This window comes from Spirosoma luteum DSM 19990 (assembly GCF_000374065.1).
Classification (GTDB): domain Bacteria; phylum Bacteroidota; class Bacteroidia; order Cytophagales; family Spirosomataceae; genus Spirosoma; species Spirosoma luteum.
Map to the genome: position 1 here is coordinate 1 of NZ_KB893311.1, position 24,507 is coordinate 24,507.

Genomic DNA, 24,507 nt, shown 5'->3' on the forward strand with positions numbered 1-24,507 from the left:
CTGTTGGAACTACCTGTATTTGAGCCGTTTATTAGTCAACTCAACCAAAGCAGAGCGAGCCATTATTCTGAGTATGGTACCCCGAACCTCCCCTGTTGCCTGGGAACACATCAACTTTCAGGGAGAGTTTAATTTTGATGATGATCTGAGCCGTGATCCGTTGGAAGCGTCGCTATCAGACATTCTATCTTACGAGCCAGAAGGAGTTAAATTCTTATAATACTCTACAAGTCAGTGACTTATTGACGCTACGTGGCGGATTTACCCCAAATGTGTTAGCTACCCCTGTGATCGGCTGTCCACGGGTTATGACAGTGGCTATTACTGGGAGGATGTGCAACGAGCCCTGCGGATTGCTGCTGGCTTAGAGCAGTGGCCGAATTGATATAATGCCAAAAATCTAGATTACCCCTCCCCCCTTATTTTACAAGTAACCTTTATGCGAGTAATTTATAAACTGAACACTTTGTAACATTTTCACAACGGTCGTTCTTAGATCGTTATAACCTCCCAATTTTTCCTATCTTCGCCCGTGGAACACCCCTGAATACAAAAAAGAAGTCGGAAAGGGGAAGAAACTAATGCGGGTCTGATCACTATTTCACCTCAACTATTGTGGGGGTACCACCACTATGAACTACGTACCTTACTACCGGGTCTCCACCGCCGGTCAGGGAAAAAGCGGACTGGGCCTTTTAGCCCAGCGCGAGATTGTTAACCGCTTCATCAAACCGAGCGATCAGTTGCTGGATGAGTTTGTCGAAGTCGAATCGGGCAAGCGCGCCGACCGGCCCCAGCTGGCCGCCGCCATCGCCTATGCCAAACAGCAGGGGGCCCGGCTCTTGATCGCTAAACTCGACCGGTTAAGCCGCAATGTGTCCTTTATCTTTTCGCTGCGCAATGCCGAGGTAGACTTCGTGGCCTGTGACATCCCCGATGCCAACACGCTCACGGTAGGTATCATGGCCGTATTGGCCCAGCATGAACGGGAACTCATTGGGCAGCGCACCAAAGCTGCTCTGGCTGCTAAGAAAGCTCAGGGCTTCAAACTGGGCACCCCTAACCTGACGCCGGCGATCAGTGAGCTAGGTCGTGAGCGGCAACAGCAGAATGCCCGCACCCACCCGGCCAATGTGCAGGCGGCCGAACTGATTCGCCTCTACCGCAAAGAGGGGTTAGCCTACCAGGCCATTGCCCTGCAGTTAAACCGGATGGGGTTTCGCACCCGCCGGGGCAAAGCGTTTCAGGCCATGAGTGTGCTGCGGTTGGATGCCAAGGGTTGAGCAGTAAATCCGCTTTAATAATTGCCACCAAGTAATCACGTTAGTGCTACCAGGCTTTTTATGCTCTCCAGAGTGTGCCAGTCGATTGGGGCATCCACTCGGACCGGAAGCGGGGCTTTTTTCAGCAGGTAAAAGAGATTACCGGTGGCCACCCGAATTAAATACTACCAGTAACATCACTGGAAAACGTTTGAGCCACATAGCTGTATTGCAGGGTTACACGGGCCGTTTGGTAGCAGGCCTTTACCCAATTGCCTGTGGTTCAGATGATGGCTTAACCCCTCTTGCCCCGCTCCGGCCAGAGCGGGACCGTCACATTTTTTGATGCTCTCCCCCTTGGATGGTATTTATATAGGCATTATTTTTGTAGACTAATAAACAAATTCGGTCGAATAGTTTAACAGTGTAACATCAATATGAAGTATTCTACATATCTATTAAAAGAAAAGGAATGTCATGGTTTATAAATTTTTCATGGTTATTAGTATGATAGTGGCAATAACGTTTAATGCCGCTACCAGTACAACTTGTTTTTCGCAATCATCAGAAGGATGGAAGCTCGAAAAAGATAAAAACGGCATCAAAGTGTACACCCGTAAGGCAGCTAATTCTTCCATAATGGAGTTTAGGGCATCAGCTACTGTTGCTGCCCATATGGAACAGCTGGAAGCTTTAATTGAAAAGGTAAATGATTATCCGGGTTGGCAAACCAGTATTAGCACAGCCAACGTATTGAAGCAACAAAATAAAGAAGAGCAATATATATATTATACTACTGATGTGCCCTGGCCGGTTACAGACAGGGATATAGTTTTACATTCTGAAAAAAATAAAAGCGCCTCGGGTATAGTAACATATAACCTGCACAGTAAACCTGATTTTATCTCTGAAAAAGGAAATTTTGTACGCATAAAAAAGGCAAAGGGCTTTTGGCAATTTACTCCTTTTAAAGACAATAAAATAAACGTCACATTCCAATTCTATGCTGACCCCGAAGGAAATATTCCTGACTGGATCATTAATATGTTTCTTGTTAAAGGTCCCTACAATAGCCTGACTAATCTTAAAAGCAAAGTGGAAAAATTATAAAAATCTTATGGAGTCAAACAGTATCTCATATCGCACAGGGGATCGTCCTCAAACCACCAAAAGCAATCCGCATCAGCAATTAAATCAATTTCCCCCTCCTCAAATTATTGGTGAGTTACACGAATTTATCGCTACACTTTCCAATATCACTGAAGGCGCTTCCAAAATAAGCACGCCCGGCACCCAGGCATTTTTCCTGTCGGGTTGCAGGCATAAAGGCTTTGGCGAAGGATTTATAATAGATAATGAGTTTGTGCATATCCATCCTTTGCCAGATGGAAGTCTGCACCTTGTGTTGCCGGAAGCTGAAGGAAAAATAATGGTTGAAAAGAAATGGGGCGAACCCCATGTTCTTGCGGGACAATATGGGTTGCCTGGAACTATTTATATGCTTTATGCACCCCGCAATACGGAGGAATTGGAAATAGCCAAACATTTTGTTTACCTAGGTTATCAATATGCCAAAGAAAATGCAGGTAATGCCGCTTCTTTTTCAATCAGTACCGAAATACTTTAAACATTAGTGTAATGAAAACGAAAGATCAAGAAATAGTGCACTCTATAATAGTAGAAGCACAAAAGCTTTTGCAGCAGTACGGTTTAAACAAAACCACGATGGAAGATATTGCCAAAGCTGCCGGTAAAGGGAAAAGCACTCTCTACTATTACTTCAAGAGCAAAGAAGAAATTTTTGATGAAGTGGTAAAACGGGAAATGGACGACTTTTTTCAAGGCGTGAAAAGTGCCGTAGATAAGGAAGATAATGCCCTTAGTAAACTGAGGACATATATCACCGTAAAAATAAAAACCATTACCACCAAAGTAAATTTATACCACATAGTGAAAGCCGGCTTACTGGAGCCTCAACTTTTTGATTTATATAAAAAGTACAGAAACCGGTATGATAAAGAAGAAGCCAGCTTGATAAGCTCTATTCTTACTAATGGCATTGAAACAGGAGCCTTCAGCTTACCTGAAGAGAATGATTTGAATGTTTTGGTAGAGGTGCTTGTCAGTTGTGTACGTGGAATAGAATATGACATTATTGCGAGAGATAAATTCAGTACGCTCTCTAAAAGAGCAGACTTCCTGGTAAGCATTGTAGCTAAAGGGCTGCAATAATTTTTTTGACTTTTTTTAGACCAAAAAACAATAATAGTCTAATGGTTTACTTCAACAATATGAAAAGATGTAAAACACCAGTTAAGTATGTCTTCCTAGCTTTGATAGTTACAATGGCAGGATGTGAGAACAAGAAGGCGGTGACTGTAAAGACAGCAACTGCTTTGAAAGTACTAACTGAGCGGGCAGTTCCTTATAATGGCTTGCTAACTACATCCTATTCAGGCGTGGTAGAGGAAAAAAACAGTGTCAGCGTCAGTTTCCTTGCTGCCGGTACTATAGAGCAACTATTAGTGCAGGAAGGACAGCTGATAAAGAAAGGGGAATTAATAGCCCGAATGAATGGAACAAGTGCCCGCAATACCTATCAAATAGCTTTGTTAGAACAACAGAAAGCACAGGATGCCTACAATAGGCTGAAACCGATGTATGAAAATGGAACACTGCCTCCTGTAAAAATGGTGGAAGTAGAAACAGGCTTAAACCAGGCTAAAGCTAATACAGCAATAGCAAGGAAAAACTGGCAAGAAACCAATCTTTATGCCCCATCGGGCGGCACTATTGGTAAAATACATTTTTCATCAGGTATGAATGTGGCTCCCGGTGTGCCTGTACTGGATTTATTGAGCATCAGTACTGTGTACATTAAAATTCCGGTACCGGAAGATGAAATCAGCAAAATTAAAAAAGGTGTAAAAGCTTCGGTATCCATACCAGCTATTCCCATACACGCTGTAGGCGATGTAAAAGAAATTGGCGTATCTGCCGATGTGCTCTCGCATACCTACCCGGTAAAAATTGAAATCGCTAATCCCCGCTTACTTATAAAACCTGGAATGGTGTGCTCTGTAACTGTTAGTTCCACATCCCTTAAAACCGGTTTTTTGGTTTCCGGTAAAGCCCTGCAAAAGGATGTGAACGGCAATCAGTATGTATATGTGGTAGATGAAAAAAGCATAGCCATAAAGAGGTTTGTCAGAACCATTTCGCTTGTAGAGGAAAGGGTGCTGATTGAAGGAGATATACAACAGGGCGATACGATTATTATAGCTGGGCAAGAAAAGCTGGCATCGCAAATGGCAGTGGAAATTATCCGTTAAAACATTGTACCTAAAAATGGAAAAAAGAAAAACCAATCTGATAGAGAAAGCAATGAAGTACAGGCAAATTGTCTTCATTCTTATTGTGCTGTCTGCTTTTTTTGGTGTTTTCGCTCTGTGGAAAATGCCGCGTAATGAGTTTCCGGAGTTTATCATCAGGCAGGGTGTAATTATAGGTGTATACCAAGGAGCTACCTCCCATCAGGTAGAAGACCATTTAACTGACAAGGTTGAAAATTATCTTTTTAGTTTTCAGGAGGTGAATCGTGATAAAACTTATTCCATCTCCAAAGAAGGACTGATGGTTATTATGGTGGAAGTAAATACCAACGTAAAAGATCCGGATGCTTTTTGGGATAAATTAAAATTTGGGTTGAACGACTTAAAAAGACAGTTACCGCAACAGGTAATAGCGCTGAATGCTGATAATGACTTTGGTAATACATCCGCCATTCTGCTGAATGTTCAGTCGGAGCAACGGAATTTTAAGGAACTGGAGCATTATGTAAATGTGATAGAAGCTGAGCTGAGACAGATTAAAAGTGTTTCCAAGGTTAAGCATTACGGTTTGCAGCAGGAGCAGATCAGTATTTACATTAATCCGGATAAGCTGGCTACGTATGGAGTAAGACCGGCAAGCGTTCTGGCGGCACTGCAAATGGAAGGTTCGGTAAATTATGCGGGTGCGGTGAACAGCGAACAGTTGGTGATGCCCATACACGTCCCGGCTAATTACACATCAGAAAACGATATTGCCCGGCAAATTATCTATACTGATCCTGCCGGAAATATCATTCGGCTGAAAGATATAGCTACCATAAAACGGGAATTTATAGCGCCTGATTCCTACATCAAAAACAATGGCAAAATCAGTCTTTTGATTTCACTTGAAATGCAGCGGGGAAACAATATTGTTGACTTTGGCAAAGAAGTGGATGAAACGCTGCAACAAATTAACCAGCACCTCCCGCAGGATATTAATATTACCAAAACCGCTGATTTGCCTGCTGTGGTCAATCATTCCATTCAGCATTTTCTCAGGGAATTTTTGATTGCTGTTTGCGGGGTAATTGTGGTAGTAATGCTTATGCTTCCTTTCAGGGTAGCCAGTGTGGCAGGGGCTACCATCCCTGTTATTATATTTATCTCTATCGGTATTTTATACCTGCTGGGTATTGATCTGAACACCGTTTCGCTTGCAGGGCTTATCGTAGTGCTGGGAATGGTGGTGGATGACGCTATTGTAGTTATTGATAACCATTTAGAAAAACTGGATCACGGGGAAACACCCTGGAATGCAGCCTGGAAAAGCGCCACAGAATTATTCATTCCTGTTTTAACAGCTACATTATCCATCATCATCACCTTTGTGCCAGCCTTGTTTTTTTTGAAAGGAATGATAGGTGATTTTGTATATGCATTACCCGTTACCATTGGGGTTGCCTTAACGGTTTCTTTAGCCGTGGCTTATTTTGTCGTGCCGTATATCAGTTTTTCTTTTATTAAAAAAGGGATCAAAAAAGTCGAAGTAAAGCAAAAGAAAAACTCTCTTTTTAATCATTTACAGAAAGGGTTTGATGCCTCGCTTGAAAAAGCATTTCAAAAGTCGAAAGTCACTGTAGCCATTGGTTTCGCATCATTCTTCATAGGATTATTGCTTTTTGCAATTATGCCCAGACAGCTATTTCCTAAAGTGGAAAGAAACCAGTTTGCGGTAGAAATATACCTGCCGGAGGGTAGTACACTAAAGCAAACGGCATTGGTAACTGATAGCTTGTCACAAATGCTGCTTGCAGATGAACGTGTTGTCAATGTAGGCTCGTTTTTTGGTACAGGCTCACCACGTTTTCATACCACCTATGCTCCTAATTTCCCTTCAAAAAATTATGCACAATTAGTAGTGAATACCACCACCGAAGAAAGTGCAGTAGCGCTAATGGGAGAATATGAAAAACAGAAGCGTAATTACTTTCCTGATGCCTATATCCGCGTCAAACAACTTGATTTGCTGCCTACTACCGCTCCTATAGAAGTCAGGATATCGGGAAACAATATAGATTCAATTAAAAGGGTGGCCGAAAAAGTACAGGCTGTTATGAAGGGGAATGACGACATCATCTGGGCAAGGACAGATTATTTAAATCCGCTTCAGGGTGTAAGGGTAGAAGTAAATGATGAAGTTTCAAACAGGCTTGGATTTACCAAAGGCATGGTTGCCACTTCCCTGGCTACCGGATTTTCAGGATTACCAGTAGGCACAGTATGGGAGGGAGATTACCCGGTGAACGTAAAGCTGATAAACGAACCCGAAAGGCGTAACTCATTTGATGACATAGAAAATCAAATGGTAACATCTCCTTTGATGGGAACGACTGTGCCGGTAAGACAATTAGCAACCATCACCAACGATTGGAGTGAGGGTCAGATTATACGGAGAAATGGCATAAGAACCATTACGGTTCGTGCCGATATAAAAAGGGAAGCTTTGGCTTATAAAATACTGGATGATATAAAACCTGACATTGAAGCGATTAAAATGGGTGAAGGAAATATAATTTCTTATGGCGGAGAGCTGGAAAACGAATATGAAAACTATGTGCCCTTATCGAAAGCTTTGGCAACGAGTATCGTGCTAATTTTCTTTATCCTTTTGTTTCAATTTAAAAGTTCACGACTGGTTTTATTGATAATGACCACCATACCGCTTAGTATTTTTGGCGCTGCGGTAGGGTTGCTGGTTACCGGCTATCCATTTGGGCTTACTGTTTTTCTGGGTCTTATGAGCTTAATAGGCATTGTTGTGCGGAATGGGATTATCCTTATTGATTATGCAGAAGAATTACGCAGGTCTCATCAACTGGATATACAGCAAGCCGCTATGGCTGCAGCCAAGCGAAGAATGCGCCCCATATTCCTTACTTCGGCTGCTGGTGCAGTAGGCGTAGTGCCTATGATGGTAAGCGGCTCTTCACTTTGGGGACCATTGGCAACGGTTATCTTTTTTGGACTATTGTTTTCAATGATATTTTCCTTGTACGTGTTGCCCACAATGTATCATCTGTTTTTAAAAAAGACCAGACATTCTATTACGCAAAACACTAATTAAAAATGAAAGAAGCAATTATAACTATCATTGTCATTTTTTGCTCAACGGTGGTTTACAGTCAGCAGGTACTTTCTTTACAGGAAAGTAAAGAGCTGGCAATAAAGAACAACATCCAAATTAAAAATAGCGAACTAGAAACAGAAGTGGCACAGGAAACCAAAAAAGAAGCTTTTACCAATTACTTCCCGAAAGTTACCGCCACTGCCTTTGCTTTTCAATCGGCAGACAAGCTGATTAAATTAAACAACCCGGGAGGAAACCTGCCTGTATATGATGGGAGCGCTGCAACTATACCGGCAGCCACACAGTTCGCCTACCTGCCGCCATCTGCCACCAGCATTCTTGATAGAGGAACGCTGGGTGCAGTTAATGTTGTACAACCTGTTTATACCGGAGGGCAAATTGCTACCGGCAACAAACTGGCACTGCTTGGGGTGGAAGTAAAAGAGCAACAGCAAATCATTACAAAAAACGAGATACTGCTTAAAACAGAGCAACAGTACTGGCAGGTTGTTTCCCTGCGGGAAAAGAAAAAAACCCTGGACAAATATGAGCAGCTTTTAGCAGATTTAAACAAACAGGTAAATGACTCCTATAAGTCGGGGTTAATCGTTAAAAATGATGTGCTAAAAGTTCAAATAAGGCAGAGTGAAGTACAGGCAAATAAAAACAGGCTGAACAACGGAGAAAAATTAGCCTTGATGCAGTTTTGTCAAACAATTGAAATCCCCTATGATTCTACGCTTGTATTGTCGGATAAGCTTACCACCGCTAAAAACCCCGAATTTTATTTTGTACGTATTGAGAATGCTTTGCCTGACAGACCGGAATATAAGCTTTTAGAAAAATCGGTGGAAGCAGAAGCATTACAGACGAGAATGAAAAAGGCGGATTATCTTCCGAAAGTATCGGTAGGCATCACAGGTTTTTATCTGAATGCAATGGATAATGGAGGTGTGGTCAATGGTCTTGCATTTGCCACAGTGTCTGTTCCTGTTTCTAACTTTTGGGGACTTTCCCATTCCTTGAAAAAACAGAGGATAAGTGAAACAATAGAAGAAAATAATGCTATAAAAAACAGGCAGTTATTAAAGTTGCAAATGGAAAAAGCCTGGGCTGAATTACAAGAAGCCTTTGCGCAAATAAAGCTTGCGCAGAAAATGGAAGAACAAACCCGGGAGAATTTGAGAGTAAGTACAAACAGCTATACAAACGGGCTTGTTTCACTATCTGATGTGCTGGAAGCGCAAGCTTTGTTAAGGGAAGCATCCAATAAAGTAACAGAGGCTCAATCTAATTATCAAACTGCCATTACCACTTATTTGCAGGTTACGGGGAGGTAGTGGGTGAAGAGAGCATCAAAAAGCCTGGACGGTCCGCCGCGCGGGTGATGCAGGAAATTTCGTACTTTAGGGTGAGCCTGTCGTTTCGCCATGAAAAACTTAAAAGGTCAACACCTGAACCCGGAGAGCATCAAAAAGTGTGGACGGTACGCCGCGCGAGCAACTGGCATCCTGACTATAACCGATTAACTTTGAATAGCCTATGAATCGGTCTGCCAGATAGATAAACATTCCGCTATTGGGTACGTTGGAGAGCATCACATCCCCTATACAAGTAGCACAGGATCATACCGTCAGCTTCAATAGCCAGCGCATGAAGGCATTGAGACAGCTTGTCCGGCGCAACTGGTTGAAGAGTATAATGCCCGCCAGGGCGGAGAGCAGCCCCCCCGTAACGTCGAGTACGTAGTGATGGCTGTTGTAGACGGCTGAAAACCAGATGCCTGCCATCACCAGCGCAAAAAATACGTTGACCAACCCCAGCCTGTTTTTCAGCCCGTAGTAGAGAACAATGACGGGGTAGGACGAGTGGAGCGACGGCATGGCCGCAAACACATTGGAGCTTTTGGCATAAATACCAGCAAAAATTGGTACGCCCACAAGCCGGTCGAAATTGGCTAAACCCGCCGTATTACCCGGGGTATGTTCATGAAAAGTAAACCCATACAACTGTACGTACCAGGGTGGTGCTGCCGGATACAGGTAGTAGACCACAAAACCCAAAAAATTGACCAGCACGAACGTCAGGGCAAACGGAAAAAAAGCGGGCCGGTTCCTGAAAAAAAGGTAAGTGCCGAAAAGCAGCGGGATGGGAATCCAGGTCAGGTAGAGTACGCCGGTTAGTATATCCAGGAACGGTGTTCGGTGAGCCAGCCAGTACTCATTGGGCGTCAGGATCGACTGCCCGTCGGAAATGCCGAACAGCGTTTTTTCCAGCGAATACAGCGACTCGATGTGTACGAACGCGTACTGGTAGTTTGGGAACGCTTTCATGTAATCGAAAATGATCCAGTATACCAGGAATATAGAAAAACCGATTATGAACTTACGGGTTGGCGTTGAGGCATAGTATAACCCATTGACCAGCGCAATGAGAAACAACTGATCCGGTTTGAATCCAACCAGAATGAACGACAGGAGCAGATAACCCAGCGATAGTACGCTTAGAGTCAATACCTGTTTGTGAATAGTAGGTCGGCTAGTGGGTGAATCGGGTGTCATTTTTTGGTAATTCCTCAGTTTGTCGGCGCTATCGTCAGACGATAAGGCGCTCGATCGTGCTTTCTCCGGTAGATGCATTTATGCCCTCTACCTGAATGTATTTTACATTGGGTTTCCACAGCGTACCGCCCTCAATATGCACGTACAGCCGTCGCAGAATCACCCGTTTCTGATTCACGTTGGCATAGATATGGTAGCCCGGCTCCCGTTCCGATTTGACCAGGCGGAGCAGGAGTTTTTTGTACGAAACAAAGTGTAGTTCGTATTCCTCATTCGAGAGTGGCCGCGATTTTATGCCGTAGGCAAACGTCCGCTGGATGTACGAAAGCTCTTTGGGCTCGCTTTGTTCGGTGTAGCGAATCCAGAAAACATGCACGGGTTCCTGCTTATCCAGTTTTCCGTTTTTCAGATTCAGCGCGCAGATAATTGTGTTGGGATTAGGGTCCCGCTGAAGGTAGAACAACTGATTGGGGATGTTCCTGGGCACCGGAAAGGTTAGTTTTACCTTATCCTGCCGGGTACCCGCGGGCAGTTCCTTCGCTATAGCCGACTGGCTCATCAGGCTGGCCGACGTCAGCAACGCCAGCATCAGCACCTTCACCGGCGAACCGGAATTTTCCTTTTCGGCAAGTGCTTTCTTCGCATCCATCAACCGGTTATAGGCCGTCAGGTTGGTCATCACGGCCATAATCGTCAGCGGCAGGGTGAAAATGGACATGGTCTCGAAAACGTGTACCGGAATGCCCGGCACAAACACCTTGAAATCGGGGCCGAGCAGGGGCGCAAAACAGCCACAGGCCAGCGCCGATATGCCAATCGTGATGACCCGTTCAGGACGTTGCATCAAGCCTCCTTTCGACTCGATACCCAGCCCTTCGGCTCTGGCTCTTGTATAGCTGACCATCATCGAGCCGATCAAGGCGATAAAAGCGAACAGGGAGCCGAAAAAGTAGTGATGGGCAATCAGGTAATAACAGATACCCAAAAACATGATCAGTTCGCTGTAGCGGTCCAGGACTGAGTCGAACATAGCCCCATATAATGTACTCATCTTGCCGAGTCGTGCCACCTGCCCGTCGAGCATGTCGAACAGACCGGCGAACAGCACCAGCGCGCCAGCCCAGCCAACGTAGCTAAGGTCGCCCCGATTGCCTTGCTGAGCGCCCAGGATGAAGACCCCGGCGACTCCTATGTTCAGGATCAGTCCGATGGTCGTGACCATATTTGGGGTCAGGCCCAGCCGGATCAGCAACCGGACAAAGGGATTGATGACGGTGTAGATCCCCAGTTGGATCTTCGTGCGCATTGGAATTGCCTGTTGCATAGTGGTAGGCATAATGGGTTAAAAATCAAACGTGGCGCGGGCACGGACTCCCCATTGCGACACGTTAGGGTGATCTAAATAATTGAGCCGTTTGACCAGGTCGATCCGAAACAACTTCAGCACGTTGGCCACCCCGACACTGGCTTCCATATACGGCGTATTGCTTAAGGTGTACGTGTAAGGAACCCCCTGCGCATCGACGGGAAACTGGTAGAGAGAAGGGTGCTTCTGTGGGTCATTCTCACTGCGTAAACCACCGTATAGCGCCTTGACAGAGAACGCTTCCCGCCACTTTAACTTCTTGAGCAACGGGATTTTATTGAAGAAAAATCCATTGAATGAATGATCAAGACTAACACTGGCGTAGTGATCGCTGACGAATTCCAGGAAATTCATCAGGTTGTATGAGTTTAACTGATACGCGTAGGTTTGGTTGGCCCGGTGAATGGTCAACAGAGGGAAGGGCACCTGACCAAAGATGTACCCGCCCTGCAGCGTCACGTTCGAATAACCCAGTTGCGACAGTAAAAACCGCTTGCTGATGCTGCCCGTCAGGTTGTGGTAGTTATAGGCACCGTTGAACAGGCCCTTGATGCCCGTGGCAAAGCGCAATGAATAAACCGGATAGCGACCGATGATGGGCACCCGGTAAATTTTTCCCTGGTAGAACTGCTCGTTAGGTGCCCAGCGGGCTTCTACTGACACTTCGGAGGTTGTCAGCGTTGGCGAGGGGGTGTTTTCGTCGTCGCCAGCGCGCTTAAACTGGAGGCTTCCGGCTGGCGACTGCTGCCAGTTTTTGAAGCCTATACCGTAGGAAAAGTGATTCTCGAACTCGTGAACGTAGTCGATGCGCCAGGTGTCGTTATACAGATACTTGTCATTGATACCCCGTTTAAAGGAGAGCAAAAAGTTGTCTTCCTGCACAAACTGAAGCTCCTGTCCCGGAATCTTGACGTCGCGCTGAAAACTGGCCCGAATGTAGTTCTGCGGAAACTGATAAATCGATTTGTTATTGATGGAGTACGTTCCGCTCAGGAAGTACTTCCACTTCTGGTCTCTGAATCCATAGGCCGCATACGTTTCGGCGTAGTAACGCTTGCTCAGTTCGGGCGTGGTGCGACCGCCCAGCCGCAACCGGAATCCCTCGACCGGGTTGAAGCTATAGAACGTATTGGCCGGGCCTATTTCGAAGGGGCCAAAGGATTTATAGCCAGCCAGCAGGAAGGTAAGGGCTTCCATGGTGCGCCGGAATGAGGGCATGCGTTTCAGGCTGTCGATGTTAGCGTATACCTTCGATTCAGCGGCCGAGAGTGTATCGTGGCGGCTGGTTTGCCAGAACTGCTCGGGTCGGTTGGTTGCATCGGTTTCCGCTACTTCCGTCTTCCCTTCATAAAAATCGTCCGGCTGTGCGCTATCCGTTTTGTAGTTGCGGTAGGACAGGGTTCGCTGACCAAACAGGCCGCCCCCCTTGCCTTTGGTAATGCCGAAGTCGGCCAGCAGGTCGCTCTTGCTGAGAAAATACCGGCCATCGGTGTTCTGTTCGAACTGCAGGTGAATCTGCAGATCGCGCACCCAGTTCAGGTTGATTTTGGGGTTTACCGACAGATTGATTTTCTGGACGGCATAATTACCGTCCAGGGTGATGTACATCTTGCCCTCAAACAGCATGTCGGTCGCGTTGCGGGGCACAAAATTTAAACCAACCAGTTTTGTGCTGTCAACGGTGATGGTATCGGCCAGGAAATACTGATAGAAGGTAGGCGCACTGCCGGCAATGGGACTCAGAAACTGATTGGTTATCAAAAAGATCGAATTCTGATAAATATCAACCTTCGAATACATCCGGTTCAGGTAAAGGCTGAGGCCGTTGCTGTCGAAATACTGACCAAAATCGACTCGTTTGTTGCCTTTGACAATGATCTTCTCCTTCTGGGGATTCTTGCGGTAGTAGTGTTCGGCTATTTTTTCTTCCAGGTAAACCGGCAGGAGCGATTTTCCGGGTAAGGTTGTCGTATCCCGATTGTTGAGCAGAAAACGGTACTTCTGGAAGATTTTTCGCTCGGATACTTTCGTCGACAAGCTACTCAGTGAAAACTGAAGTTTGTCGTATTCCTCATACGCTGCGTAAGCATAATTGCCAATCTGGTTCTGCTCTTTGTGGCTGATGACGTTCCTGATCAGTTCAACGGCGGGATTGTTTTTGTTGCGGTAGCGCTCCTGCTTGCTCCGGCGGATGACCACTTCGTTCAGGAGCTGCGAATCTGCGGCCAGACTGATGCGCAGTTCCTGGGTGTTTCCCGGTACGATGGATCGGGTAATGGTTTTATACCCGATAAACGAAACGGCTACCTTGGTGAAATCGCCGTTTCCGGTCAATGTGTAAGCACCCCGTTCGTTGGCCGTTGTGCCAATGGTGGTGCCGACGAAAACAATATTGGCGAATGATAAGGGCTGTTTGGTGGCCTCGTCGATAATGGTCCCGCTGACGGTTGTGGTTTGCGCACTGGTCAAACTACAGTTTAAAAAAAACAGTCCTGTAAAAAGCTGCACCGCGCGGTGTAGGGCGTGATTCATGATAAACTAAAGACAAAATCTTTATGGAAAAAGTAATTGTAACTCACTCCGACCAGAATGGATACGAGTGTTTTTGCCAGCAGATACTGGACCCCCAGTACATGGGTAGCCATGAAAAGCCCGCTCGCGTTGAGGGCCGTGTTGCCCGTCCAGACCAGCAAAAACCGCCGGAATTGCACACCAATGGGCTGGTTGCTGGCTGTGAACGTCCAGTTCCGGGCGATCATGAAGTTGGCCAGTCCTCCGCAAACAGCCCCCATCAGGCTGGCTGCCAGATACCAGCTATTTAGCAGGCTCACCCCAACGATAGTGATCAGAAAGTCGACCCATGAGGCCAGGAGAGAGGTGGTTTGAACTTTGACGAATATGTGCATAACGTTAGAGGAAATTGAACGCCAGGGCGCCCTGTAACAGCAAGTTAGTATAGAGTCCAGCTAGCAGATCGTCGAGCATGACGCCCCAGCCTCCGCCTACCTTCTCCAGCCTGCGAATACCAAACGGTTTAAGAATATCGAACAGACGAAACAGAACGAGCCCCGCCAGCAGACTTCCGGCGTGAATTGGGATGAGTAATAAACTCAGGCACATCCCCGCAACTTCATCGATGACAACCCGGTAGCTGTCTTTGCCCCACTGGTGTTCAACCGCCGTAGCCGACCAGACGCCCAACCCCGTAATCAGGAGCGTGATCAGAAGCGGGCCGTAAAAGGAGTAAGCTCCAGGCGGCGCCAGTCCAGGCAGGGCCAGATACCAGACGGCGCAGCACAGAATGGACGCTACCGTACCGCCACCCTTTCGGATGTAACCGACGCCAAAAACGGAGGCTATCAGTTTATGCGCTGCTATACAGGTTGTCGGGTAGGTATTCATATGCCACAGAAATTCGCTTTGTTCTGGGTAATTCTACTTGCTTAGTTATCTCATTAACAACGTGTTAGTGAGATAACTAAGCAAGTAGTAAAAATCTTTACAGTTAATGCTTTAACTATATGCCTAAATAAGAGAAGACGCTCAGGTTTCCAGTGGCTTCGGGCATTTCTCCATCATAGTGTGGCACTTTAAGTTAGAAATCACTTTGCGTAGCGTTTGCATTGCCTTCGAAAACTCGCAGGCTGGTATGTCCGTATTGGCAGTAGCATACATCTCTTTCAACCAGGGAAGAAGTGCCATTTGCAGGTGCCGACCCTGATCGGTCAAAAAGATGAGTTTATTACGGCGATCACAAATGTCTCCCTGTCGATACACCAGTTTGCGCTGGGTCAAATTATCGATCAAATAGGTTATACTCGCTTTATCCTTCAGGTTGGCATCGGCGATTTCCTGTTGATTCGCCCCGTCGTTCTCCCATAGGTAGGCCATGATTTGAAGCATTTCAAACGTCAGATCGACTTTGTCTTGCTTCAATTTTTGCTGAACATATTGCCGGAAGGCAGTATTGACCTGAATGATAATGTGGGCAAACTCTTTTTGTACTCCGGTTGAATCGGCAGTGTTCATTGAGTTAGGGTATCTCCTGGCTGTTACGTGACAAATTAACACCAGGCCAACAGAATTAGTTAAATACTTTACTAAAAATTGACACGTTTTTTTTTATTTACTGTTAATACGTCGGGGGACTCCTGGAACGGGCCAGTCAGCACAGACGTAACCGAGTCATACCTGGACTGCGAAAATTTTCAACTCAATTCGCTGATCAACAGTTATTATGCTCGATATCTGTACTATAGGCCACATTTCCCTGGACAGGGTTCTCACGCCACAATCGGTGAACTACATGCCCGGTGGCACCTCGTTCTACTTTTCCAAAGCACTGGCTCACTCCGCTATCAAGTATGGATTGCTGACAGCCGTGGCTCCGCAGGAACACCGGATTGTCGACGATCTTCGGGCAGAAGGGATTACGGTTTATACGCAGCCAAGCAGACATACCGTCTATTTTGAAAATATTTATGGTGACGACCAGGACGACCGGGACCAGAATGTACTCGCAAAGGCAGATCCGTTCAGTACTGTTCTGATACCTGATATCAAAGCAAGAATATTTCATCTGGGTCCGTTGCTGGCCGACGATATACCGGTGTCACTGTTGGCTGACCTGTCCAAAAGAGGCCTGGTTTCACTGGACATTCAGGGGTACTTAAGGCACTTGGTCAAGCGGAAAGTGGTGTACCGCGACTGGGCCCACAAACGGGATATGTTGCCTAAAGTCGGTATCCTGAAAGTAAATAATTTTGAAATGGAAGTGCTTACCGGCCGTACCAGTGCCCACGAGGGTGCCCGCTACCTGGCCGACCTCGGCGTGCCGGAAGTAGTGGTGACGCTGGGCAGCAAAGGATCACTGATTTTTAATCAGGGCAAGTTTTCCCGAATTCCGGCTTTCAAACCCAAAACGGTAGTGGACGCCACCGGGTGTGGCGATACTTACATGGCCGGCTATCTGTTAAAACGGGTACAGGGGGCTGGTATAGAGGAGGCTGGCGAATTCGGTGCTGCGATGGCCACCGTCAAAATTGGTGCATTCGGCCCGTTCTCCGGCTCTCACGCCTTAGTCACCCAACTGCTTGGACAAGTTGTTTGAGAAACTGGGAAAGTAGCGGCTTCTGCGGGGTCGCCCTTCAGCCAAATTTATTGTTAGAGCATCCATACGTGTCAGTGTCGTGCTCTGAGTGCAGCGGACCCTTTCGACTCTTAGGAAGCTGACCTTAAGCTTATTACACTCGTTGAAACCCAAAAACATGGCGGCTCAGCTCGATGATTTTTCCGACCATGTGCAGGAGTTGATCGACTTTTTGAGGCTCAAACGGGTTTATGAGAAAGCCCTGAATATAAACATACCCGGGATTGATCTTGAGCAGGCGAAAGCATTTACCCAAAAAGTACATCAGGTATGCCCGTACTCCAATGCAACCCGAAACAACATTGAAGTAGAATTAATAACAACTAATCATGATTAATATGAAATGGTATCATTATGTAACAGCCTTTTTTGCTGGCATGTTCCTTGCCAATGCAGTACCCCATTTTGTAAATGGTGTTTCGGGAAACCCCTTTCCCTCACCATTTGCTGATCCGCCAGGCAAAGGGCTTTCGGTGCCAATAGTAAACGTATTGTGGGGGTTGTTTAACATCGTTATTGGTTATCTGCTTTATAGATACAGCAAAATCAATTCTCAAAACAAAATGTCTGTACTTGTTTTCTTTTTGGGGATTGTGGCTATCAGCATCATGCTAAGTATTGTTTTTTTAGATAAAGCAAAAATGTAATGAAAAAAAACATTATGGAATCAGAATTATATACCCTGCAGGCTAAAAAGCCCAATGGAGAAATCCTGGAAATGAAAGATTTCAAAGGGAAAAATGTATTGATCGTAAACACCGCAACCAAATGCGGACTGGCACCGCAGTTTGAAGGGCTGGAGGCACTACATCAAAAATATAAAGACAAAGGTTTGGTAGTGCTGGGTTTCCCTTCGTCACAGTTTATGAACCAGGAGCCGGAGACAAATGAAACGGTAGAACAAGCCTGCAAAATAAACCATGGGGTAAGCTTTCAACTTACCGAAAAAGTAGATGTAAACGGTAAGAATGAACATCCTGTTTACACCTATTTAAAAAGTAAGAAAGGCGGCTTTTGGGGAAGCAAAATCAAATGGAACTTCACCAAGTTTTTGGTTGACAAAAATGGAAATGTAGTAGAAAGATATGCGCCAAACACTAAGCCGCAAGCCATTGAAAAAGACATTTTGAAAGTGATAAATACTTAAAATAATGTCAGACAATCTTCAAGGAAAGAAAATTATTATTACAGGAGCCACTTCAGGTCTTGGTTTAGCCATGGCAAAAGCTGTGGCTGGAGCAGGTGCATCGGTTCTAATTACCGGGCGCTCGGAAGAAAAAATCCATAACGCTGTTGAACAAGTAAAAGCGCTTAATGCAGAAGTATACGGACTGATGATGGATGTGAGAAACGAAACCGAAATAGAAAACGCCGTACAGTGGGTAACAAATAAATGGGGAATGTTAGATGTGCTTGTAAATAATGCAGGTATTGGTATGCGCACGGTGAATCCTTCGTTTTTAACAAAGCCAGAGCCGTTTTATAAAGTAACTGCCGAAGGATTTCGTAACCTCATGGACACCAATCTCACCGGGTATTTTCTGGTTGCCAAAGCTTTTGTACCCCTGTTTTTGCAAGCCGGCAAAGGAAAAATCATCAACATATCTATGAACCACGAAACGATGCGCCGCAAAGGATTTGTGCCTTATGGCCCATCAAGAGCAGGTGCCGAATCGTTGTCTCTGATTATGGCAGAAGATTTAAAGGGAGAAAATATTGCCGTTAATATGTTGCTCCCCGGAGGTGCTACTGAAACAGGCATGATACCAGATGAGTTTAGGGACGAAATTATTCAACATTTTCAGTTATTAAACCCCAATGTGATGGCTGCACCAATTTTATTTCTTTCGTCCGATGAAAGCAACGGAATAACAGGGCAGCGAATTGTAGCCATTGATTTTGAAGCATGGAAAAGCAAATTGACGTAAGGGAAAATAAATTCATTTAAAAAGCATTATGAAAAAAAGAAAATTAGGAAATCAAGGATTAGAAGTGTCTGCTATAGGACTTGGTTGTATGGGCATGTCTGAATTTTACAGCCACCGGGATGATGAAGAATCGGTTGCAACCATTCATCAAGCTCTTGAAATGGGGCTTATTTTTTTAGACACTGCCGATATGTATGGGGTAGGTAAAAATGAAGCGTTGGTAGGCAAAGCTATTAAGGGACAAAGAGACAAATTTATCATAGCCACAAAATTTGGAAATGTGCGTGATGAAAAGGGAAATTACTTAAGCATAAACGGCACTCCTGAATATGTAAAAAAAGCATGCGATGCCAGCCTTCAACGCTTAGACATAGATTGCATTGATTTGTATTATCAGCATCGTGTGGATGCAAATACGCCCATTGAAGAAACGGTAGGCGCAATGGCAGAATTGGTTAAGGAAGGCAAGGTTCGCTACTTAGGACTTTCAGAAGCCTCACCGGCAACTATTCGCAAAGCACATTCTGTTCATCCAATTACGGCTTTACAAACAGAATATTCGTTGTGGAGCCGTGATGTGGAAGATGAAATATTGCCTGTTTGCAGGGAATTGGGAATAGGTTTTGTTCCGTATAGTCCTTTAGGCAGAGGTTTTTTAACCGGTCAAATCAAAGTTTTTGATGATCTGGCAGAAGATGATTACCGCCGGTTTTCACCTCGTTTTCAAGGCGAAAATTTTGAAAAAAATCTTTTATTAGTAAAAAAAATAGATGAATTAGCCCAACAAAAGGGCTGTACTGCTGCTCAACTTGCCCTGGCCTGGTTGTTGGCACAAGGCAATGACATTGTTCCTATTCCAGGCACTAAACGCAGAAAGTATCTTGAAGAAAATATTGGTTCATTAGAGGTTATGCTAACCAAAGAAGAATTAAAAGCCATTGATGAAATTGCTCCCAAAGGTGTGGCAGCAGGCCAACGATATGCTGCTCCGAAAATGTCTGCATTGAGCAAATAAATATAAATAAAATTCTTGCCAAAAAATAAAAACTTGTGGTTAAGAATATTATTAAAAAAAATGAGAACAATAAAATTAAGCATACTCGATCAATCGGTCATCAGACCGGGCGGAAATGCTAAGGAGGCAGTAAGCGAAACTATTGCCACCGCAAAGCTTGCCGAACAATTAGGGTATAGCCGTTTTTGGATTTCTGAACATCACAATTCAAGTTTCATTTCAGCCATTTTAAAGGAAACTATCTGTTAGATCATAACACAATTAACGTACAATTAAACAAAAAAACATGAAATACAATCAATTAGGAAAATCAGGTTTATTAGTGTCTGAACTATGTTTTGGCACCATGAGCTTTGGCAGCAGCGGCTATTGGAGTGTTGTTGGAAGTTTAGATTACAAGGACAGCAAACGACTGGTGGACATTGCTTTGGATGCCGGCATCAATTATTTTGATTCTGCCGATGTCTATTCACATGGCCAATCGGAAGAAATCTTAGGAAAAGCCCTTAAAGACAAACGCAATGAAGCGGTAATTGCCACCAAAGTACGTGGCAGAATGAGTAAAGAAATTAATAATGTGGGGCTTTCCCGTAAGCACATTATTGAAAGTTGCGACAATAGTTTACGCCGATTGGGTACGGACTACATCGATCACTACATCGTACACAGTTTTGACCCTATTACACCGTTAGAAGAAACCCTGAGTGCTTTAACCGATTTGGTGCGTCAGGGAAAAGTCCGCTACCTCGGGGCAAGCAATTTTACCGGATGGCAGTTGATGAAGGCATTGGCAATTTCAAAAGAAAATCATTTTGAAAAATTCGTTTCCCTGCAAGCTATCTATTCTCTTATTTCAAGAGATATAGAATATGAATTGATACCACTTTGCCAGGATCAGGGCTTGGGACTTACGCCATGGTCGCCGCTTGGTGGTGGATTCTTAACCGGTAAGTACCGTAAAGACCACCCTATGCCAGAAGGTACCAGAAGAACTAACGAAGAACAAAATTTTATTCAGATAGACCCGGAAAAAGGGTATGCCATAGTAGATGCTTTGGAGCAAATTGCTAATAAAAATAATGCAACAATTGCACAAGCCGCTTTAAATTATTTGTTGAGAAAGCCTATCGTTTCCTCAGTTTTAATAGGAGCCACCAAACCACATCAGATTGAAGACAACATTAAAGCTACTACCTGGGAAATGACAACCGAAGAAGTAGCCCATTTGGATGAATTGACCAAACTTACCCCCATCTATCCGCACTGGATGCTCCAATTCACTGCAGCAGACAGAACCAACGGGGATTTCTTTTTTTAAACAACTCAAACAACCACTAAATAATAAGAAATGAAAAAAATAGTAATCTTTTGTGCCGTAATACTCTTTACAAGTATTCAAGTTTCTGCAAAAGTAGTTTCAAGAGCTGTTGAATACAAAGACGGTGACACCTTTTTACATGGCGACGATTGGACGGGGACTGGCGGTTGTCGATTTGCCTTTTTTTAAATTTCACGGATTTTTCGCGTGGTTAACCTGGTTGTTCGTTCACTTAATGTCGATTGTAGGCGTTAAAAATCGGCTGTCTATTTTTATAAACTGGATGTTCAACTACCTGACTTACAATAATTCGCTTCGGCTGATTATACGCCAGAAGGTACCACAGAGCAATTTTGCGGCTATGCAGGAGAAACTTCCCGACCAGTTGGAAGTGACTAAAACATAGTCAACCCTATTTACTATATGGTGGACCCAGATTCTGCTTTTCGTCGTAATATTGCGTCAATTATCTTTGTATCAACGTATATCCTCTATGGAACCGACCACCGAAAAAATTCACACAATGGCTGGTCACGGTAAGACCCGGCCAAAAAATAGCGGCACTAAAAAACTATTTGAAAATCCTATCCTGGAAGCCCTCTCCCGTACGCACATAATGGTGCCGATTTCGATGTGGGTGGTTTTGTCCGTGTTTTTGGGCTGGTATGCGTTTACATACACGGATATGAGTACGGGCACCATTGCCACGCTGTTTCTAGTGGGTCTGTTGGTGTTTTCGCTGTTTGAGTACGTCCTGCACCGGTATCTGTACCACCTGGCACCCACAACGCCCAAGCGCGCTAAAATTCAATACACCTTCCACGGCATTCATCATGAGTATCCAAAGGATAAAACCCGGCTGGCCATGCCTCCGGCGCTGGCAATTTTGGTAGCGGGTGTATTTTTTGGTTTGTTTTTTCTCCTGATGGGCGAATCGGCTTATGCTTTTTTTCCTGGTTTCCTGGTTGGCTATTCGGGCTACTTAGCCGTGCATTTTATTGTTCACGCCTACCCTCCACCGAAAAATTTCTTCAAGACGTTGTGGATTAATCATAGCGTTCACCATTACAAAAATCCAGAGAGTAACTACGGCGTATCATCGCCATTCTGGGACTACGTATTCAAGTCGTTCCAAAAGTAATATAGGTGGCCGGGCGAATGCTGAAATGGCCGCCCGCCCAGCCTTTACTACACCCCACTTGGGCGTTTAAGCAGCACAGTTAGGGGCGCGGGTTTGCCAAAGTCGGGTGAGCCGTCGGTCTTCCAGGTAAAGCGCTGCATACGGGGTGATCGGTTGTCACTACAACCCTGCCCTGCCTTCTCATTAGCATGGTATAGAATCCAGTTCTCATTGCCGTCCGCTGTGGTAAAAAAACTATTATGCCCTACGTCCCGTCGGTGGCACTAGGACCAAACACCGGCTGACCCGATTTTATCCACGAAGCAGGATCAGTCAGATCGTTCGGCCTTGTCGTTGGATATAATCGTTATTATTGATCTGTGAATTAGTCCGTGATAAAAGCTATCTCCTTTTTAGTGAAGAAAGCCTTCACTAACTTAGGATTAGCTTCTACCCCCTTAACTTCTTCCAATAGCACTGCGGTCAACTCTTCCAGATTCATAAAGGCTTTGTTCTTTAAACGACCTTTCAGGTAGCTCCACACCAATTCGACTGGGTTCAGCAGCGTCGGCTGTCCGATGGGGACTATAAGCGGGTAAACGCTCCAGGTGAATTCGACCAGGCCGCTCTCGGAGAAAGGCCTTGACGGCCTCACTACGATGGATAGGGGTAGTTTTGCCGTTTCGGTGCGATTCGTTTGCCTGAAATCACTTCGGTGAGGGATAGGCAGCAAGGTGGTAACACCTTGACAACTTCATTAGCGTGAGGGTGTAAGCGTATGCCTTTAGGTTTGTGCCATGGATTCAAACCGATATGAGGGAGTTAAACCTGGATCGAAAATTTGGCGCTATCATCGCTTGGGACAGTTTCTTTCACCTCTCGGGTAACGACCAGCGGTCTATGTTTTCGGTCTTTACCGCTTATATGGTAGCGGGTGGACGCCTGCTTTTTACGTCTGGTTTTGAGCAGGAAGAGGTTTATGACCAGACGGAGGGTCATCAGGTATATCACGCCAGTTTAAATTCCGAGGAATACCACTCCTTATTGGAACCCAACGGTTTCGAGGTAATAAGCCATCGCATCAACGATGTAACGTGCGGGAATCATCCTGTTTGGCTAGTCAGGTTGAAAGCCCAGTGAAGACGATAGATAATGGGGTGCCATTCAGAGTTGAGCCACTACCGGCCGCAATCGGACGCTTATCCCTACCCTTTACGCCGTTAAGGCCAACAGCCTGAAAAACCGGGTGCAGTGCAGCCAGGCTTACCTTGGAATCCTCATCCTATCGGTTGCCTATGTAAGCCCTTGCGTTTAGGACCCAGCAAATGAACATTAACTCAGAAGCATGTTTAATGGGGTAGGTCAGCCTTTATCCATAATTCACGTTACATTAGGTACGGGTAATGGTTCGGCTTTGCAGACATTGCTTAACGAACTCTGCCTGATTACTCGCGTATGTTCTCCCCTACGACCCGCATAGAGCGGCTCCGTACGGCCGATGCTGTGAAGAAACCCATTGCGGCAGGACCGCCGGAGTTCGTGTTCACAACGTTCGTGGGTACGTTGGCGGGGGGCGTGGCAAACAGACCGCCATTGCTGATCTGCTGCGCAAATTGCTGCCAGAAGGCATAGGCCTCCGGCGTAATTGACCGAATCTCTACGTTGACTGAATCATTGTGTGCGTACAAACTATCGGGGTTGATTGACTGCCGGAAGGGTTGAATAAACATGAACCCATCGGTGTTGGCACTTCCTGAAAACGACGCGTCCTTCAGGGTAATAATATCGCGCGCCCTGTTCTGCAGTACGCCATTCCGAAAATACCGGATCCGGTAATAATCAGTGGCACCGGGCAAGTCGCGGGCGTAGAACTCGGCCTGGTAGCCTTCGATGCTGGACAGGGGATTAAGCTTTTGCTTTCTGAAAATAATTGAATCGACGGGAGGGACCCGGTTCATGGTCGAACTGGCCCGGTAGGTGTTGCCCTGGTAAGTAATGCTTAAGCCGTAGGTTTGCCCAATCCGCCCCAGGGTGTCGCCTTCCTCCGTCTGCCATACGTAATAGCCGTCATTATCTGGGTCGGTGAAGGCAAAGGTCCGGCCCGCCCCGTCCGACACGCTCACAGTGGCTCCAGTAACTGCCGGCGATGGGCTGTTATCGAAATAAGCGGCTGTTTGGGTCAGCCGGATGGATTGCAGACCGGGCTGATCGGTGATGGTAGCATCAACCGTTAACTGGGATGGCCCCGTGTCATGTTTGGCATCAATCACGGTTTCGCAGCCAAACAGAGCAAAAGTGGAGAAGAGCCAAAGAGCGAAAAAAATGTTTAATTTCATAAGCTTGTCTG

General features: G+C 45.5%; 26 protein-coding genes and 1 pseudogene. 19 read left to right on the plus strand and 8 right to left on the minus strand.

The genetic code is table 11. The annotated features are described in order from the left end of the window. The 8 genes from B156_RS29935 to B156_RS0125910 all read left to right on the plus strand — a co-directional run. Positions 1-220: Tn3 family transposase (locus tag B156_RS29935; RefSeq protein ID WP_040586386.1), on the plus strand; the 220-nt coding region annotated here is incomplete at its 5' end. A gap of 412 nt (positions 221-632) precedes the next feature. Then, positions 633-1,283 (plus strand): recombinase family protein, encoded by a 651-nt coding sequence (locus tag B156_RS0125880; protein ID WP_018622707.1) that lies wholly within the window; start codon positions 633-635, stop codon positions 1,281-1,283. Between the two features lie 456 nt (positions 1,284-1,739). Further along, entirely contained in the window at positions 1,740-2,372 is a 633-nt protein-coding gene (locus B156_RS0125885) for an START domain-containing protein (RefSeq protein WP_018622708.1), read from the plus strand. Between the two features lie 7 nt (positions 2,373-2,379). Then, entirely contained in the window at positions 2,380-2,889 is a 510-nt protein-coding gene (locus B156_RS29940; RefSeq protein WP_018622709.1) for a luciferase domain-containing protein, read from the plus strand. 11 nt (positions 2,890-2,900) lie between these two features. Beyond that, on the plus strand, positions 2,901-3,494 hold the full coding sequence (locus tag B156_RS0125895) for a TetR/AcrR family transcriptional regulator (RefSeq protein ID WP_018622710.1): 594 nt from the start codon (positions 2,901-2,903) through the stop codon (positions 3,492-3,494). A gap of 41 nt (positions 3,495-3,535) precedes the next feature. Then, positions 3,536-4,594, plus strand: a complete 1,059-nt coding sequence (locus B156_RS0125900; protein WP_157627190.1) for an efflux RND transporter periplasmic adaptor subunit — start codon at positions 3,536-3,538, stop codon at positions 4,592-4,594. Between the two features lie 16 nt (positions 4,595-4,610). After that, positions 4,611-7,700 carry an efflux RND transporter permease subunit gene (locus tag B156_RS0125905; protein ID WP_018622712.1) on the plus strand — a complete coding sequence of 1,030 codons (3,090 nt, stop codon included), beginning with the start codon at positions 4,611-4,613 and terminating at the stop codon, positions 7,698-7,700. A 2-nt stretch (positions 7,701-7,702) separates the two neighbouring features. Further along, a complete protein-coding gene (locus tag B156_RS0125910; protein ID WP_018622713.1) occupies positions 7,703-9,043 on the plus strand; it encodes a TolC family protein in 1,341 nt (446 codons plus the stop codon). Between the two features lie 285 nt (positions 9,044-9,328). Here the strand turns inward: B156_RS0125910 and B156_RS0125915 are convergent, their stop codons facing one another. From B156_RS0125915 to B156_RS30605, 6 genes are all read right to left on the minus strand, one after another. Continuing rightward, complete coding sequence (locus B156_RS0125915) at positions 9,329-10,264, minus strand: phosphatase PAP2 family protein (protein WP_018622714.1); 936 nt, start codon at positions 10,262-10,264, stop codon at positions 9,329-9,331. Positions 10,265-10,298: 34 nt separating this feature from the next. Then, entirely contained in the window at positions 10,299-11,570 is a 1,272-nt protein-coding gene (locus tag B156_RS0125920) for a DUF4833 domain-containing protein (RefSeq protein ID WP_018622715.1), read from the minus strand. A gap of 36 nt (positions 11,571-11,606) precedes the next feature. Then, a complete protein-coding gene (locus B156_RS0125925; RefSeq protein WP_018622716.1) occupies positions 11,607-14,162 on the minus strand; it encodes a DUF5686 and carboxypeptidase-like regulatory domain-containing protein in 2,556 nt (851 codons plus the stop codon). Then, a complete protein-coding gene (locus B156_RS0125930; RefSeq protein ID WP_018622717.1) occupies positions 14,159-14,536 on the minus strand; it encodes a GtrA family protein in 378 nt (125 codons plus the stop codon). Before B156_RS0125930 ends, B156_RS0125925 begins: the two co-directional genes overlap by 4 nt. Before the next feature lie 4 nt (positions 14,537-14,540). Then, entirely contained in the window at positions 14,541-15,032 is a 492-nt protein-coding gene (locus B156_RS0125935) for a phosphatidylglycerophosphatase A family protein (RefSeq protein ID WP_018622718.1), read from the minus strand. Between the two features lie 141 nt (positions 15,033-15,173). Further along, on the minus strand, positions 15,174-15,659 hold the full coding sequence (locus B156_RS30605) for a MarR family winged helix-turn-helix transcriptional regulator (RefSeq protein WP_018622719.1): 486 nt from the start codon (positions 15,657-15,659) through the stop codon (positions 15,174-15,176). Between the two features lie 208 nt (positions 15,660-15,867). On the opposite strand from B156_RS30605, the gene B156_RS0125945 reads away from it, so the two are divergent. The 10 genes and pseudogenes from B156_RS0125945 (at position 15,868) to B156_RS0125985 (ending at position 22,181) form a co-directional block, all read left to right on the plus strand. Then, positions 15,868-16,740, plus strand: coding sequence for a PfkB family carbohydrate kinase (locus tag B156_RS0125945; protein WP_026261072.1), 873 nt, complete (start codon positions 15,868-15,870; stop codon positions 16,738-16,740). Between the two features lie 142 nt (positions 16,741-16,882). After that, positions 16,883-17,116 carry an OsmC family protein gene (locus B156_RS32450; protein WP_281167539.1) on the plus strand — a complete coding sequence of 78 codons (234 nt, stop codon included), beginning with the start codon at positions 16,883-16,885 and terminating at the stop codon, positions 17,114-17,116. Beyond that, the gene (locus B156_RS0125955) at positions 17,109-17,426 is read left to right on the plus strand and encodes a hypothetical protein (RefSeq protein WP_018622726.1); all 318 of its coding nucleotides are present in this window, start codon (positions 17,109-17,111) and stop codon (positions 17,424-17,426) included. Before B156_RS32450 ends, B156_RS0125955 begins: the two co-directional genes overlap by 8 nt. Beyond that, a complete protein-coding gene (locus B156_RS0125960; protein ID WP_018622727.1) occupies positions 17,426-17,926 on the plus strand; it encodes a glutathione peroxidase in 501 nt (166 codons plus the stop codon). The genes B156_RS0125955 and B156_RS0125960 overlap by 1 nt, the downstream gene beginning before the upstream one ends. A gap of 4 nt (positions 17,927-17,930) precedes the next feature. Continuing rightward, positions 17,931-18,707: an SDR family NAD(P)-dependent oxidoreductase gene (locus B156_RS0125965; protein ID WP_018622729.1), complete on the plus strand. Its 777-nt coding sequence runs from the start codon at positions 17,931-17,933 to the stop codon at positions 18,705-18,707. Between the two features lie 28 nt (positions 18,708-18,735). Further along, positions 18,736-19,722 carry an aldo/keto reductase gene (locus B156_RS0125970; protein ID WP_026261074.1) on the plus strand — a complete coding sequence of 329 codons (987 nt, stop codon included), beginning with the start codon at positions 18,736-18,738 and terminating at the stop codon, positions 19,720-19,722. 60 nt (positions 19,723-19,782) lie between these two features. Next, entirely contained in the window at positions 19,783-19,971 is a 189-nt protein-coding gene (locus tag B156_RS31135; RefSeq protein ID WP_084757889.1) for an LLM class flavin-dependent oxidoreductase, read from the plus strand. Between the two features lie 37 nt (positions 19,972-20,008). Further along, positions 20,009-21,040 (plus strand): aldo/keto reductase, encoded by a 1,032-nt coding sequence (locus B156_RS0125975; RefSeq protein ID WP_026261075.1) that lies wholly within the window; start codon positions 20,009-20,011, stop codon positions 21,038-21,040. 139 nt (positions 21,041-21,179) lie between these two features. Beyond that, positions 21,180-21,446: pseudogene (locus B156_RS0125980) on the plus strand (NAD(P)/FAD-dependent oxidoreductase); the annotation flags it as partial. Between the two features lie 87 nt (positions 21,447-21,533). Further along, positions 21,534-22,181 carry a sterol desaturase family protein gene (locus B156_RS0125985; RefSeq protein WP_018622735.1) on the plus strand — a complete coding sequence of 216 codons (648 nt, stop codon included), beginning with the start codon at positions 21,534-21,536 and terminating at the stop codon, positions 22,179-22,181. A gap of 364 nt (positions 22,182-22,545) precedes the next feature. Here the strand turns inward: B156_RS0125985 and B156_RS29950 are convergent, their stop codons facing one another. Then, positions 22,546-22,893, minus strand: a complete 348-nt coding sequence (locus tag B156_RS29950; protein ID WP_040586389.1) for a hypothetical protein — start codon at positions 22,891-22,893, stop codon at positions 22,546-22,548. An 80-nt stretch (positions 22,894-22,973) separates the two neighbouring features. Here B156_RS29950 and B156_RS29955 point away from each other — a divergent pair, with 80 nt between their 5' ends. Further along, complete coding sequence (locus tag B156_RS29955) at positions 22,974-23,300, plus strand: class I SAM-dependent methyltransferase (RefSeq protein ID WP_018622737.1); 327 nt, start codon at positions 22,974-22,976, stop codon at positions 23,298-23,300. A gap of 305 nt (positions 23,301-23,605) precedes the next feature. Here the strand turns inward: B156_RS29955 and B156_RS0126000 are convergent, their stop codons facing one another. Continuing rightward, positions 23,606-24,496 carry a DUF4249 domain-containing protein gene (locus B156_RS0126000; RefSeq protein WP_018622738.1) on the minus strand — a complete coding sequence of 297 codons (891 nt, stop codon included), beginning with the start codon at positions 24,494-24,496 and terminating at the stop codon, positions 23,606-23,608. Positions 24,497-24,507: the final 11 nt, after the last annotated feature.

What these genes read in the sequence shown, in the direction of transcription:
- B156_RS0125880 (WP_018622707.1), top strand. Translation starts at nt 633, where the DNA reads ATGAACTACGTACCTTACTACCGGGTCTCCACCGCCGGTCAGGGAAAA.
- B156_RS0125885 (WP_018622708.1), top strand. Translation starts at nt 1,740, where the DNA reads ATGGTTTATAAATTTTTCATGGTTATTAGTATGATAGTGGCAATAACG.
- B156_RS29940 (WP_018622709.1), top strand. Translation starts at nt 2,380, where the DNA reads ATGGAGTCAAACAGTATCTCATATCGCACAGGGGATCGTCCTCAAACC.
- B156_RS0125895 (WP_018622710.1), top strand. Translation starts at nt 2,901, where the DNA reads ATGAAAACGAAAGATCAAGAAATAGTGCACTCTATAATAGTAGAAGCA.
- B156_RS0125900 (WP_157627190.1), top strand. Translation starts at nt 3,536, where the DNA reads ATGGTTTACTTCAACAATATGAAAAGATGTAAAACACCAGTTAAGTAT.
- B156_RS0125905 (WP_018622712.1), top strand. Translation starts at nt 4,611, where the DNA reads ATGGAAAAAAGAAAAACCAATCTGATAGAGAAAGCAATGAAGTACAGG.
- B156_RS0125910 (WP_018622713.1), top strand. Translation starts at nt 7,703, where the DNA reads ATGAAAGAAGCAATTATAACTATCATTGTCATTTTTTGCTCAACGGTG.
- B156_RS0125915 (WP_018622714.1), bottom strand. Translation starts at nt 10,264, where the DNA reads ATGACACCCGATTCACCCACTAGCCGACCTACTATTCACAAACAGGTA.
- B156_RS0125920 (WP_018622715.1), bottom strand. Translation starts at nt 11,570, where the DNA reads ATGCGCACGAAGATCCAACTGGGGATCTACACCGTCATCAATCCCTTT.
- B156_RS0125925 (WP_018622716.1), bottom strand. Translation starts at nt 14,162, where the DNA reads ATGAATCACGCCCTACACCGCGCGGTGCAGCTTTTTACAGGACTGTTT.
- B156_RS0125930 (WP_018622717.1), bottom strand. Translation starts at nt 14,536, where the DNA reads ATGCACATATTCGTCAAAGTTCAAACCACCTCTCTCCTGGCCTCATGG.
- B156_RS0125935 (WP_018622718.1), bottom strand. Translation starts at nt 15,032, where the DNA reads ATGAATACCTACCCGACAACCTGTATAGCAGCGCATAAACTGATAGCC.
- B156_RS30605 (WP_018622719.1), bottom strand. Translation starts at nt 15,659, where the DNA reads ATGAACACTGCCGATTCAACCGGAGTACAAAAAGAGTTTGCCCACATT.
- B156_RS0125945 (WP_026261072.1), top strand. Translation starts at nt 15,868, where the DNA reads ATGCTCGATATCTGTACTATAGGCCACATTTCCCTGGACAGGGTTCTC.
- B156_RS0125955 (WP_018622726.1), top strand. Translation starts at nt 17,109, where the DNA reads ATGATTAATATGAAATGGTATCATTATGTAACAGCCTTTTTTGCTGGC.
- B156_RS0125960 (WP_018622727.1), top strand. Translation starts at nt 17,426, where the DNA reads ATGAAAAAAAACATTATGGAATCAGAATTATATACCCTGCAGGCTAAA.
- B156_RS0125965 (WP_018622729.1), top strand. Translation starts at nt 17,931, where the DNA reads ATGTCAGACAATCTTCAAGGAAAGAAAATTATTATTACAGGAGCCACT.
- B156_RS0125970 (WP_026261074.1), top strand. Translation starts at nt 18,736, where the DNA reads ATGAAAAAAAGAAAATTAGGAAATCAAGGATTAGAAGTGTCTGCTATA.
- B156_RS31135 (WP_084757889.1), top strand. Translation starts at nt 19,783, where the DNA reads ATGAGAACAATAAAATTAAGCATACTCGATCAATCGGTCATCAGACCG.
- B156_RS0125975 (WP_026261075.1), top strand. Translation starts at nt 20,009, where the DNA reads ATGAAATACAATCAATTAGGAAAATCAGGTTTATTAGTGTCTGAACTA.
- B156_RS0125985 (WP_018622735.1), top strand. Translation starts at nt 21,534, where the DNA reads ATGGAACCGACCACCGAAAAAATTCACACAATGGCTGGTCACGGTAAG.
- B156_RS29955 (WP_018622737.1), top strand. Translation starts at nt 22,974, where the DNA reads ATGAGGGAGTTAAACCTGGATCGAAAATTTGGCGCTATCATCGCTTGG.
- B156_RS0126000 (WP_018622738.1), bottom strand. Translation starts at nt 24,496, where the DNA reads ATGAAATTAAACATTTTTTTCGCTCTTTGGCTCTTCTCCACTTTTGCT.